Raw genomic sequence first — 12,753 nt, 5'->3', positions numbered from 1 at the left:
CTAATGGCAGAAGAAAAGTTGTTTGAGAAGAAAATCTCCCGACGTCAAATGTTAAAGCTAACGGGCGCAGGAGCTGCTGGTGCAGCAATAGGCGTATCTGGACTCGGGGGTCTTCTCAATGTGTTTGGAATGACAACAGTGGATGACAACCCGACAACCAAAAACAAAGTGAACTTTTACGGTTCGCATCAACCTGGCATCATTACGCCTGTGCAAACTCACGTCTATTTTGCGTCACTCGAAGTCCTCGTCAACTCTCAGACAGAACTAAAAAAGTTATTCCAGCAGTGGACGCCGATGGCCGTTCGTTTAATGAACGGCGAACCTATTGGTGAACTCTCAACTAACGGTTTCATTCCAGCGAAAGATACAGGCGAAGCAGGTGGACTCGATGCATCTGGTCTCACGTTGACCTTCGGGGTCGGGCCTTCCCTGTTTGATAAAAAAGAGCTAGGACTTTCATCGAAACGTCCTACAGAACTCAAAGATCTCCCCCATTTCCCAAAAGATCAGCTCGATCCCACTTACACGGGAGGCGATATATGCATTCAGGCATGTGCAGAAGATCCCCAAGTTGCGTTTCATGCAGTGCGTAACCTGATTCGCGCCGCTTCCGGAAAAGTACGTTTGAAATGGTCACAAGCAGGATTCAACTCATTCCCTGAAAAAAACAAGAAACGCGAAACACCGCGTAACTTATTTGCCTTTAAAGACGGCACAGCAGGACCCGATGTTGCGAGTAAACAAGCGATGAATGACGTCGTCTGGGTACAACCGGGCAAATCTCAAGGTTGGCTTGCTGGAGGCAGCTATATGGCAGTCCGCCGTATTCAGATGCACTTAGAAACGTGGGACAGGACGGCACTCGGGGAGCAAGAAGCAACATTCGGTCGTCACCGCGAAACAGGTGCTCCTATCGGATTAAAAGGCGAACACGATGAAGTGCCGCTTGAGCAGAAAGATGCGTCAGGTGCACCTGTGATTCCTGTCGATTCACACGTACGGCTTGCAAAAGAAGCGAAAACACAAATTCATAGACGTTCTTTCTCCTACTCTTCAGGGACAATGGATGCAACCGGTGCATACGATGCAGGTTTGCTGTTCATCTCCTATCAAAAAGATCCGGAGCAATTTATCGCCATCCAAAAAAGTTTCGGCCGTGTTGATAAATTGAATGAATACATCACACACCGTGGCAGTGCTTTGTTTGCCTGCTTCCCTGGTGTCCAGAAAGGAAGCTATATCGGTGAATCGTTATTCAAAATTTTGTAAGCAGGTACTGCTCATCGCAGTCCTGCTTTTGTCTCTTTTACCGGCATCACTTGTCCAGGCGGAGTCACCTTCTTATAGTGACTTGTATATTGCAATTGGCGATGCCATCATGGCGTCAAAGCAAGACGATAAGCTAGCTGCGGATACAGCATTGGAAGAATTCAACACTACATGGCAACAACAAGAACACTCTGCAAAAGAAAGTAAGCAAGTCGAGAGTGCGCTGAGAGAAGCAGAACAGTCAAAAGGACCTGCACAGCGTCTTGAAGCATTAACAGCACTGTCAAAAGCATTACATGCATTGGAGAAAGCTGAAAATCCAGTAGATGAACAAGCGGAACGTCTTGCGTTTGAAAAGGCAGTTACTCCAGATCTTGAAAAACTAGGAGACGCCATTCATTCAGGCGATACGGAAGCAATACGAGCTTCTGAAAAGAAGTTTCTAGCTACTTGGACACGTAACGAACGTCCAGTCCGCGAACAAAGTATCGCGGCTTACGGAACGATTGAAACTCAAATGGCGTTCTTGCGAATTTCACTTGCAGAAGATTCTCCAAGTCAAACGGATCTCGAGCAGACATACACTGCTCTTGAACAGGCAATTACATCATTTGCAGCAGGTGAAACGGCTCAAGGTTCCGCTCCTGTTACCGATGACTCGTTGGACACGCTGACTTCCCTTTTGGCAGACAGTCGTGCGGCACTTGCTGAAGATGATGCGGATACAGCGGTTTCAAAACTCCGTGAATTCATCACAAGCTGGCCAAACGTAGAAGGTCAAATCCGTACAAAAGATGCGGCGCTTTACACGAAGATTGAAAGTCAAGTACCATTGCTTGCAGGAAAACTTACGAGTGAAAATGCAGATAGTAAAAAAATATCAGGTGACATCGCCAGTCTGCAACAGCAGATTGAACTCGTCAAAGAAAGCACGTCGTATACATTTTGGGATTCAGCACTTATTTTACTGCGAGAAGGATTAGAGGCTCTGCTTATCATTATCGGCCTGGTTGCATTCCTGAAGAAAGCCGGACAACCTCAGCTTGCTAAATGGATCTATATAGGTTCATCCGTAGGAATTGTCGCAAGTATCGTTGCAGCAGTCCTGATGACAACCATCCTTAACTCCGTGACGATTGGAAGCAGCCGTGAAATCATGGAAGGTGTAATTGGACTCGCTGCAGCTGCCATGATGATTGGAATGGGCGCATGGCTTCACCGCAAATCGTCTATAAGCGCATGGAATGACTACATCGCGCGTCAAATGGGGACAGCCGTTTCCAGTAAAAGCGCTTGGGCGATTGGATTGCTCAGTTTCTTGACAGTATTCCGTGAAGGTGCAGAAACCGTCGTGTTCTATGTAGGAATTGCGCCGAACATGAAATTGTCCGAGTTTCTACTCGGCATCGCGGTAGCATTAATCATATTGGTTGCTGTTGCTGTCGTGCTACTGAAAGCCGGAAGCCGCATTCCAATTCATCGGTTGTTTGCGGTTGCGACGGTTTTCATCTATGCACTCGCCTTCAAAATTATCGGCGTGAGCATCCATACGCTCCAGTTGACGGACGTCTTCCCTACTTCCATTGTGGATGGACTTCCTGTCATGTCTGCGATTGGATTCTATCCGACATGGGAAACGATTGCAGGTCAGCTGGTGTTAGTAGTAACAGTAGTGACAATGTTTGCGATCAAAAAACGATTGCCTGCTCGAAATGCCGTTTCCTCTTAAGGAAGCGGTGTTTTCAATATTCGACAAAAACTTAAGCATAGATATTGACCAAAACTTCCAACTTAATGTACACTTCGCTAGCGCAATCAATATATATGAATAGGAGAAAACTGATGTTATCGAAAATATGGCGTGGTTATCGCGACAGCTCATTTGTTTTAAAAATGTCCATCGGATTTATCGCAGGAATTGTGAGCGGTCTCGTATTCGGACAAAAAATGTCTTTATTTCAACCACTGGGGACATTACTAATCAATTTACTTAGCCTAGTCGCCATCCCTGTGGTTTTTTTAACGGTTGTCCTTGCTGTCAATCAGATGAACATGAAACAACTTGGTCGCATAGGCTGGAAGCTCATTCTCTACTACACGGTCACCACTGCGGCTGCAGTAGGAATCGGTGTTGGACTCGCCCTGTTGTTCCAACCGGGTCAGTATTTAACACTTCCTGATACAAAAGTGGAGACACCAGCAGCACCAAACTTCTCGGATGTCTTATTGCAAATGGTTCCGTCCAATATATTTGAGGCCTTTTCTGGCGGTAATGTAATGGGAATTATTTTTATAGCAGTCATTATTGGTCTTGCCATCTCGGCAATGAAGTTTTCGGCGGATAAAGAAATGCAAAAACATGGTCAATTGTTGGACAAAGTAATTATTGCACTGAAAGAAATGTTTTCAAAACTCCTTACGGGCGTCTTGCAGTATGCACCGATTGGAGTATTCGCTATTAGTGCAACTGCATTCGGTAGTCAAGGCTGGGACACGTTCAAGTCTCTTCTTACATTCACAGGAGTCTTTTACCTCGGAATTATTCTGCTATGGGTATTCGTCTATACAGGATTCCTTCGCTTGTCTGGAAATTCCGTAATGGATTTCTTTAAGTCGACGAAAGAAGCGTATACCACGGCCTTCTTCACATCCAGCAGTATCGCGTCGCTGCCGATTGCCATCAAATCAGCACGAAAAGCAGGAGTATCTGAGCGTACAGCAAACTTTGCACTCCCTCTCGGAGCGGTGTTCAATTCAGATGGTGGTGCCCTTAGAATGGGTGTATCAATCGTTTTTGCTGCGAACATAACAAATCTCAACCTTTCTGTATCTAGCTTCTTCCTGATCGTCATTGTGGGGACATTGCTCTCGATTGGAACCTCTGGTGTTCCTGCTGCAGGACTAGTGACGCTGGCAGCGGTATTGACGATGTTCGACCTGCCACTTGAAATCGTCGCCCTCATCGCAGGCGTAGACGCTATCATAGGAATGGGTGGATCTGCTTCAAACGTTGTTGGAGACATCGTAGGTGCAGTCGTGGTAGATAGTTCGGAAAAGAAACGCGCGACGACTTGAAAAGCCTGACATTTTAAAATGAACCCAGAATAAAAAGATCGCTAATTCAGTTTGAATTGGCGGTCTTTTTTTGTTTTCCAGGATTACTTTTATGTTCATATGCAAGTTACCCTGCGTTACATGCAACACACCGAAATTGTATTGTTCTCCATCTGGTGAAATGGTACGATTCATCAAAGATTAGAACTTCGAGGTGAGTCCGATTCGACTAAAAATAAATGAATCCGAAGATTTTACAGACATTGAAATTATCATTAATTGCCCTGAAGTAGACGAAACTTTGTCTCCTTTGATTCATCAGATTAATCAAATGATGTTTTCCGTTCAGGGAAAGAAGGATGGCATTACCTATCCTTTAGTAACCGATCATTTGCTGTACATTGAATCCGTGAATGACACTGCTTTCCTCTATACCGATGAAGACGTCTATGAAAGCGACAAGAAACTATATGAGTTCGAAGAACAGCTGAAAGATACGAGGTTCATGAGGATCAGTAAAAATTTCATTGTGAATACGTCCAAGATTGAGAGTGTAAAAGCTCTAATGAACGGTCGATTCGAAGCGCATTTATCGAACGGTGAAAAAGTCATTGTGAATCGGCATTATGTAAAATCATTTCGAAAACATTTTTTAGGATGAGGTGACTTGAATGAATCGCTTAATTATCTATATAGGTGCAGCTTGTTTCGCCTTCACTTTCAGCTCTATCTTCTATTATTTGTTTAGGGCGCTCAACATCTTTCCGCCGCTGACAGAAGAAATCACGATCTACTTGTTTATCATATCCTGTCTTATTACCTTGCTAATATTTCTTTCTCATAAACTGCCCGTTGAGCAACCGCTGCTCGTTCATTTAATTGAGCTGATCTGTGTTCTTATAGTGTTAATCCTTGCAGGTGCATTTTTCGGGGTGTATCCGTTCCGTGCTTTTTATATTGGAACGGTCGCATTGTGTGGGATATGTGCATACACATTTGTCATTCTGATGGTCTATTTAAATAACAAGATGGCTGAAAAGGCAATCAATCAAGCGATTGCCGAGCAGAGACGGAGAGGGTCAAATGTCTAAAATTATTGAGGTGCACCACTTATTCAAGTCGTTCGGTGCTATGGAGGCAGTGAAAGATGTCAGCTTCTATGTGGAGGAAGGAAGCCTGTTTTCATTTCTCGGTACAAACGGAGCTGGTAAGTCTACAACAATTTCTATTCTGCTGACTCTATTAAAACAAGATGCAGGAGTAGTGAAGGTAAACGGCTTAACGGTAGGAAAAGATGATGACGCAATACGTAATGAAATAGGTGTTGTATTTCAGCAAAGCATATTGGATCCCCTTCTGACGGTTAAGGAGAATTTGGATTACCGCGCACGGCTGTATAAGATGACGAAGGAGGAAAGGCTAGCGGCAATCGATCGCGTTGCTGATACTGTCGATATATCTTCTATCATGCAGCGTCGCTACGGTAAATTATCAGGTGGACAGAAGCGAAGAGTGGATATTGCCAGAGGCTTGCTGCATCAACCTAAAATCTTGCTGTTGGATGAACCTACGACAGGTCTTGATCCGCAAAACCGGAAACAGATTTGGAATACCATTCTGGAATTGCAGCGCAAGACCAATATGACGGTTTTTCTAACGACACACTATATTGAAGAAGCTGCCAATTCCAATTTTGTGGTTGTCATGAAAGAAGGAGAAATTATTGCCAAGGGGACGCCGCATTATCTAAAGTCCCAATATTCTGCCAACCGTTTAATGATCATAGCAAAGAATCCCGCACAATTACGCAGTCAATTTCAGACAGATAAGCTAGCCTTCACCGAAGAACACTCCACCTTCCTGATCCAGCTCGAGAAAACAACCGATGCCATTGTATTACTGGCGAAATACGAAGAACTAATCGATTCATTTGAAGTACAAAAATCCAGTCTGGATGATGTGTTCATCCAAATCCATAACGGAAAGGATGATATACATCATGATGGCTGTTACGAAGCGTAATATACTTCTGTATTTCCGAGATAAGAGTGCGCTATTCTTTTCTCTACTTGCTGTCATCATCCTGGTCGTCCTATACGGAACATTTCTAGGGAATTTAATCTCAGACAGCCTTCCTGATTTCCTTGCTAAAAAATGGCTCCTTCTGTCATGGATCTTTGCTGGAATTTTAGCAGTTACTTCAGTCACTACGACGCTGGGCGCTTTTGGGACCATGGTAGAAGATCGTTCGACGGAGGCCGATCTGGACTTCTATGCTTCTCCAATTAAAAGATCATCTCTTTTTGGCGGCTATGTGATGAGTTCAATCTTCGTCGGTTTCATCATGTGTCTGCTCGTCCTACTGACTGCAAATGCTATTTTCTTTTTCTCGGGTGACGAAATGCTAACCTATATCCAATTGTTTAAAGTTGTCGGGGTGATCGGTTTGTCCGTGATTTCAAGCAGCTCTATGATTTTACTGCTCGTTTCTTTTTTCAAAACCGTCAAAGCTTTTGCTGCTGCCAGTACTGTCATAGGAACACTGCTTGGTTTTCTTGCAGGTATTTATATTCCCATTGGAAATCTACCAGCATACTTGCAAATCATAATTAAACTATTCCCCACCTCGCATTCCGCTGCGTTATTCCGTCAAATTCTGATGGAGCAACCACTGCAAGAAACATTTGCACAAGCACCGGAGTCAGCCAAGCACGAATTCTTGAAGGATATGGGCGTGTTTTATGAAATAAATGGCTCCCTTACTTCACCAACGTTCAGCGTTCTCTATTTAATAGGCATAGCTGTTTTTTTCTCTATATTGGCTGTTGTATTACTGAAGAGGAAGCGGTCTTAACACAGGACATTATCCAGCGCCCATTCATACCGCAATGAAAACGAGAAGGATGCAGGCACAGTGCTTCCTACAGCAACTGTGCCTGCATCCAATAATTTTTATTTGGTGGAATTCTACAACAGCATTTAACAATCCCATTTAAAATTGACCATTATAATCTCCAGGAACGATTGTTTTTAAATTATACCTACTTGATTTTTTCGATAAATGATAACTCATAGTGTAATTTTGATCAACTTGTATTAAAGCCCATATACTTAAATCCTCAATGTAAATTTGCTTGTCATTAGAAAGTATTATCCATTGTTCATCAGTATTTTTATCTTTTTTAACCACCTCAATGTTTTGGGTAGTACTTTCAAGAATAGGATCATAGAAAGTAAAACGAAATAAAAGAAACAGCAAGATTAAGAAGAAAAATGATAGTACTGTGATTTTCCCCTTCATATTTTTCTCCTTTGAAAGATGATCTGGACCGTCGATGGAAAATTACGAAAGCAATTGTGCTCTTTCTTGACAAACGAAATAAACAAATACTCAGGGTGCATTTCTTTGAAGATAACCAAAACTAGCTTAGGTCAGTTATAAAAGACTGTTATTTTGTATCTTTGTTCACTTCTTTTAATTGTTTTTTGATTTCTCTAAGCTCCATTTTGATCGCTTTCACTTGTTTCGATGTATCAATGCCATATCGAACACCGTATGTAATGATGAAAAACACAAGAGCTACCCCTAATAGCCAGTAAAGCAGCATCGTATCCTCCCCTTCAGTTTGCTAAGTCAATTTCACAATCAATTATTCACTTTTCCACTTTTAGTTTTTGAAAATGCAACGATCATCAAACAAAGTAAATTAATAATGAAGAGTACTACATAATAGGTGCTGGTGGATCTTTCGAAAAGGTAAGAAGCATATCTCAACGTATTAATACCTAGCACAACTAATAGTAAAATGAACAGTTTCGTATTCATATGTCTGTACCTGTCTTTCAAGAGTTGAAAAATTGTATTTCCAATACGCGTTCCACGGTATCTATAAGGGTACTATTGTTTTCAGCTCAACTAAATCATCGATTACCAAATCGGCCATAGCAAGTTCATCTTCTTTTGCAAAATCAAAATTACATCCGATTGCCATTAATCCGTTATCTCTAGCTGCCTGAATATCAGATAGGCGGTCTCCTACTACTGCAGCTTTCTGTATATCATATTTTGTTACAATTGTTTTTACTAAATCTCCTTTATCCAACGTTTGTATTTGTTGAATACTAAATGTTTCAGTAACCCAATCATCCAATTTATAATAAGTCACAATTGCATTTAAATATTCAGTTAGACCATTACTCGCTATGTAAATCGAACAGTTATTCTCTTTTAAAAAACCGAAAATCTCTCTTACATTGGGATATAAAGCACCGTTCCCACTTCTTATGTTTTCAATTAATCTTTCTAGAAAATAAGCATCCGTTTGTTCTCTCTCTGCGAGAGAATGATTAGGCAACAATGTTTCCCATACTTTTGGTAAAGGTACTCCCATAATTTCACGATATTTATCAATAGGGGTTTTTGACTCCCATTTATTTTGCCGCCGTAAGTGATTAAACGTATCCTCAAGTGATAATTCTAAAATTTTGTCCGTTTGAAATAGAGTGCCATCCATATCAAAAATAAGTGCTTGTACCATTGATTTCTCTCCTTTTACCAATCCATTTCCTGTCAGATGTTCAGTTTAAGTGTAAAGACGACTAGTTTAAATTACTTCTTTATGAAGATACGCTTGCATTTTTATCTTCAACTCCATAAAGTCTGTTGGTTTCTCTGCATTTTCGGGTTCCACCAAATAAAACCCATCGTCTTTATATCTTGGGATTACATGCATATGATAGTGCTCTACATCTTTGAATATTCCGTTTTCTTGTAAAACAGTTATGCCATCTGTGGGGAATAGATTTTCCAGTACTCTTGCCATTTTTTGAGCAGTATTAATAACTTCGTTCAAACTCTTCTCATCAACATCACGGAATTCTGGAGAATGTGTTTTAGGAACTATCAAAATATGACCTATATTTATTGGGGATTTATCTAAGAAGCAACACACATGTTCATTTTCATAAATGATATATGCTTCCACTTTTTTATGGATGATTTCACAGAATATGCAGTTCTCCATCCTCATCCTCCTCATATAAAGGTAATATAACTCATTAAAATTAGGAAGAAAATTAAAGTCTCAAGATTAGTAATATAGGGTATCGGTTTCACTTTCATGAGCAATCTTACTCGTTTTACTAAACTAGCATCTAGCATGATAAATAAGTAATAAAAAAGCAGTATACCAAAGAAAAGCATTAGACCTGACATTAACTCTTCTCCGTTTTGCCAGAAAGCTATTCCTAAAAAAATAGCCCATATAGACTTGAAAACACCCGCTAAACTTTCAATAGGAGATGGCCAAGCTTCAAAAGCAGCCTTTCTCTGATGAAACAGCATGAAAAAATCCTACGCAATTGAATCCTATAGTTATTGAACTGCCTCTATAACAGGAATTGTTGCACATCTTAAAACCTTACCCAAAAGTTCCAGCTAACCGCTTGTTATCGATGGATATCCATTGAGACTTGAAAGCAGTTTTATATCAAGCGCTTAGATAATGTGAAATGCGGATAATTATAACCAATTTTCAAATTTTCTATTTTTCGCTAATTATAGCACAGATCCAACTATTTCCATATCGTTAATTAGAAATAAAAAAGTGCAAGCTTCCATGAATAAGCTTTAAGGTGTAGCAACTTTGTGGATACTTGATTGCTCAACTAGGCAGCTGTATTTTTATAAACACGAAAAGAAAAAATCCGAAACTCCATTTGAAAGTCCGGATTTTTCCCTATCTCTATTATCTAGGCAGCGTGTCCCTATGCAAGATTGCAGATGGAGGTTATTTCAATTCCACAGTAATTGGCTGGAAATCTATTCGTTTAGAATCTGTTTGACTGTTACTCAAATGTGCAAATGGATAGAAAGTTATCGAAGTTGCATCCGGATTCAGACCGTGAACTGTAGCATTCCAGGTGAGGTCTTCGCCCGAATCCCCTCCCTTAGTTCCAACTCCACCATTATAGGGAACTTGATATTCATTTCCTAAGTTATCAATTGCACCTAACTCTGCTTCAACTGCCATCCAATCGTCATGAACGGAAGGATTCACGTCTTGTAAGTAATTTATTGTTAAATTGACATCCGTTTTCACTGCATCGATTAATTCTACCGTTACTCCTTCTGTACTAACGTGTTTATTGATGGGGATATGTGTGCCTTCTAAAGCGTTGAGAGAAAAGGCAAAACTCCAATTGCCTTCAATTGTTTTTTCGTCTATAACGATAGCTGTCGGTTCCCATAACACATTCACTGTGTCTCCTACAACATCAAAACTTTTCATAGTCATCATTCCAACATAGCCAATCCCCTTTATATAATCGCCTTCATAGCTCACGTTATTTATCTTCTTGTCTATTGTTGGCACATTTTCAAACGTAGGAAATTTACCTAAGTCTAAGTCTAAGTCTGATTTAATTACATAAGAAAGTGAAACTACATTTCCATCGTAAAACGCTTTTTCAATAATGAGGTCAATTCCGTTACTTGTTGAAAGCAATCCGACATCCGTACTGATTTGGTCGTACGCTTCATAATAATCTTCTTGTGAAATGAAATAATCAAACGCTTCCCCGACAACAGGAATTTTCGTCACGAACTTGGCAAACGCAGGAGAGACGTAAGCTGAAGAAATCGTACAGAGAGAGAGAATCGCAACAGCTGCTGTATAAGCAACGGTTTTCTTGAATGGGAATTTTCTCTTTTTCTTAATTTCAAATGCATCAGCTAAAATCAAGTCTAACTCATCTGAGGGCACCGGGATTTCATTCAGCGCTTCTTTAAAATGGTTTTGCTCGATCATCTGCGTACACTCCTTTTAACAATGTTTTGAGTTTTGACAAACCCCTCTTACCATTCGATTTTACTGTACCAAGTGGTTCTTCAAGTAACTCGGCTATTTGCTCAAATGTTAAGTCCTCATAAAATTTTAAAATCAGTACAGTTTTGTATTTCTCATCTAACTGATAAATCGCATTTAGTAAATCCATTCTTTCTTCATAACCCGTTTTGTGTTTACTTGAAGTTTGATTTTTTAAGTCATCCATCAATACAATTTTCTTTTTCTTATGTAGTACATCGAGGGATGCATTGATGCAAATTCTCATTAGCCATGTCGAAAAATACTTAGGCTGTTTCAGTTGATGTATGGACTCAATGGCTAAAAGTACAGTCTGTTGGAAGACATCTAATGCATCAGGTTTGTTTTTCACATAGCTATAACCGGTTCGGTAAAGCTTCTGTTTGTCTTGCTGGATTAGATGTAATAACGCCTCCCTATCTCCTCCAATTGCACGTATAATTCTTTTCTCTCTATCCATTATCTTTTCACCGTCCTATATATTAGAGCGTTGACAGTCGAAAATAGATGCAATTTTTAAAAAATACAATTTAATAAGTCGTTTTGTTAATACAATATAGCGAATTAGTTGAATACCACCATAAGAATTTACCGCATTTCCCCTCTGTTTCGAGCGTTTCACGCAGGATTTACTACCCGTTGCCAATGAGTTTACCAATGAAAATATAAAGAGTGTGAAATGTCAGAAAAGAGAGGATATTGAAAGGTAAAAAAGCCTATCCCCTTTGTATCTTAAGCGAAGAATTAGGCTTATGAGCTTATATTTAAACAATCACACCTGCTAACGATACAAGCCGGTAAATTTCGGCTGCTTCACCATCCAGGGTCTCAAGGCACACGTTGATCCTCTATTAGTCGCCACCTTCCACTACGATAAATTGACACCTTTTAGCTACCCAGCAATCGTGCCACTTTTATTAAACAACTGATTTGGGGCATCATGATTTTCCTAATGAATTTTCGAGAATAAAGTTTTTAGCCATAAAATAAGCTGATGCAGTAAATAATTGTGTTTTAATTTTGTTTGTCAGTATATGATTTCCAAATTCATTAAAGTCAAATAATGTGATCTTTATTTCTTCGGTATCATCCAAATCTTGTTCATATGCTTTAAATGCTTCAAGTATTAGGATAGTCTTTACCTTATTATTTTGTGTAGCCGGATTAACCATAAATTCTCCTAAAAATATAGGTTCTCTAAGAGAAATGTAACCTGTCTCCTCCCTTACTTCTCTGACTAAACCTTCCGCTTCCGTTTCATTATCTTCTTTTTTTCCGGCAGGAACTTCTATGAAAAAGTCTCCTCCAGCATGTCGGTATTGTTCCACTAAAACAATTTTGTGTTCTTTAGTTACCACCACTGCATTTACCCAATCGGAATATTCATTTACATAATAATCATTAATTACAATACCATTAGGAAGTTCACAACTGTCTTTTCTTATATTTCCGAATGGACTTTTGTGAAAATACTCAGTCCTTGTTGTTTTCCATTTGCTCATTGTCGCCTCCAAATTTCACTATTTTTTCTTCACTCTTTTGCGGAAAATATATCTTCTCT

15 protein-coding genes are annotated in these 12,753 nt (G+C 40.1%); 7 read left to right on the top strand and 8 right to left on the bottom strand.

The window, feature by feature from the left end; all coding sequences use genetic code 11:
- Positions 1-3: 3 nt before the first annotated feature.
- From efeB to N693_RS0109110, 7 genes are all read left to right on the top strand, one after another.
- The gene (efeB, locus tag N693_RS0109140; protein WP_025784486.1) at positions 4-1,272 is read left to right on the top strand and encodes an iron uptake transporter deferrochelatase/peroxidase subunit; all 1,269 of its coding nucleotides are present in this window, start codon (positions 4-6) and stop codon (positions 1,270-1,272) included.
- The gene (locus N693_RS0109135) at positions 1,247-3,001 is read left to right on the top strand and encodes an FTR1 family protein (RefSeq protein WP_025784485.1); all 1,755 of its coding nucleotides are present in this window, start codon (positions 1,247-1,249) and stop codon (positions 2,999-3,001) included. Before efeB ends, N693_RS0109135 begins: the two co-directional genes overlap by 26 nt.
- A gap of 113 nt (positions 3,002-3,114) precedes the next feature.
- A complete protein-coding gene (locus N693_RS0109130) occupies positions 3,115-4,347 on the top strand; it encodes a dicarboxylate/amino acid:cation symporter (protein WP_025784484.1) in 1,233 nt (410 codons plus the stop codon).
- 193 nt (positions 4,348-4,540) lie between these two features.
- A complete protein-coding gene (locus tag N693_RS0109125) occupies positions 4,541-4,987 on the top strand; it encodes a LytTR family DNA-binding domain-containing protein (RefSeq protein ID WP_051508713.1) in 447 nt (148 codons plus the stop codon).
- 10 nt (positions 4,988-4,997) lie between these two features.
- Positions 4,998-5,417 carry a DUF3021 family protein gene (locus N693_RS0109120; protein ID WP_025784482.1) on the top strand — a complete coding sequence of 140 codons (420 nt, stop codon included), beginning with the start codon at positions 4,998-5,000 and terminating at the stop codon, positions 5,415-5,417.
- Positions 5,410-6,348 (top strand): ABC transporter ATP-binding protein, encoded by a 939-nt coding sequence (locus tag N693_RS0109115; RefSeq protein ID WP_025784481.1) that lies wholly within the window; start codon positions 5,410-5,412, stop codon positions 6,346-6,348. The genes N693_RS0109120 and N693_RS0109115 overlap by 8 nt, the downstream gene beginning before the upstream one ends.
- Entirely contained in the window at positions 6,326-7,180 is an 855-nt protein-coding gene (locus N693_RS0109110) for an ABC transporter permease (protein WP_025784480.1), read from the top strand. Before N693_RS0109115 ends, N693_RS0109110 begins: the two co-directional genes overlap by 23 nt.
- Before the next feature lie 138 nt (positions 7,181-7,318).
- Here N693_RS0109110 and N693_RS0109105 read toward each other — a convergent pair whose 3' ends face one another.
- The 8 genes from N693_RS0109105 to N693_RS0109070 form a co-directional block, all read right to left on the bottom strand.
- Positions 7,319-7,627, bottom strand: coding sequence for a hypothetical protein (locus tag N693_RS0109105; RefSeq protein ID WP_025784479.1), 309 nt, complete (start codon positions 7,625-7,627; stop codon positions 7,319-7,321).
- A 148-nt stretch (positions 7,628-7,775) separates the two neighbouring features.
- Positions 7,776-7,934 carry a hypothetical protein gene (locus N693_RS20210; RefSeq protein ID WP_156028898.1) on the bottom strand — a complete coding sequence of 53 codons (159 nt, stop codon included), beginning with the start codon at positions 7,932-7,934 and terminating at the stop codon, positions 7,776-7,778.
- A 279-nt stretch (positions 7,935-8,213) separates the two neighbouring features.
- On the bottom strand, positions 8,214-8,864 hold the full coding sequence (locus N693_RS19090; protein ID WP_037593012.1) for an HAD family hydrolase: 651 nt from the start codon (positions 8,862-8,864) through the stop codon (positions 8,214-8,216).
- 66 nt (positions 8,865-8,930) lie between these two features.
- Positions 8,931-9,350 carry an HIT family protein gene (locus N693_RS19085; RefSeq protein ID WP_025784478.1) on the bottom strand — a complete coding sequence of 140 codons (420 nt, stop codon included), beginning with the start codon at positions 9,348-9,350 and terminating at the stop codon, positions 8,931-8,933.
- 11 nt (positions 9,351-9,361) lie between these two features.
- Positions 9,362-9,670: a hypothetical protein gene (locus N693_RS0109085; protein WP_025784477.1), complete on the bottom strand. Its 309-nt coding sequence runs from the start codon at positions 9,668-9,670 to the stop codon at positions 9,362-9,364.
- 445 nt (positions 9,671-10,115) lie between these two features.
- Complete coding sequence (locus tag N693_RS0109080; RefSeq protein ID WP_025784476.1) at positions 10,116-11,135, bottom strand: DUF4179 domain-containing protein; 1,020 nt, start codon at positions 11,133-11,135, stop codon at positions 10,116-10,118.
- Entirely contained in the window at positions 11,113-11,652 is a 540-nt protein-coding gene (locus tag N693_RS0109075; RefSeq protein WP_025784475.1) for a sigma-70 family RNA polymerase sigma factor, read from the bottom strand. The genes N693_RS0109080 and N693_RS0109075 overlap by 23 nt, the downstream gene beginning before the upstream one ends.
- A gap of 478 nt (positions 11,653-12,130) precedes the next feature.
- Entirely contained in the window at positions 12,131-12,694 is a 564-nt protein-coding gene (locus N693_RS0109070) for an NUDIX hydrolase (protein WP_025784474.1), read from the bottom strand.
- Positions 12,695-12,753 lie beyond the last annotated feature (59 nt).

The organism is Sporosarcina sp. D27 (genome assembly GCF_000586555.1).
GTDB lineage: Bacteria > Bacillota > Bacilli > Bacillales_A > Planococcaceae > Sporosarcina.
This window is presented reverse-complemented; position numbering and strand designations above follow the sequence as displayed.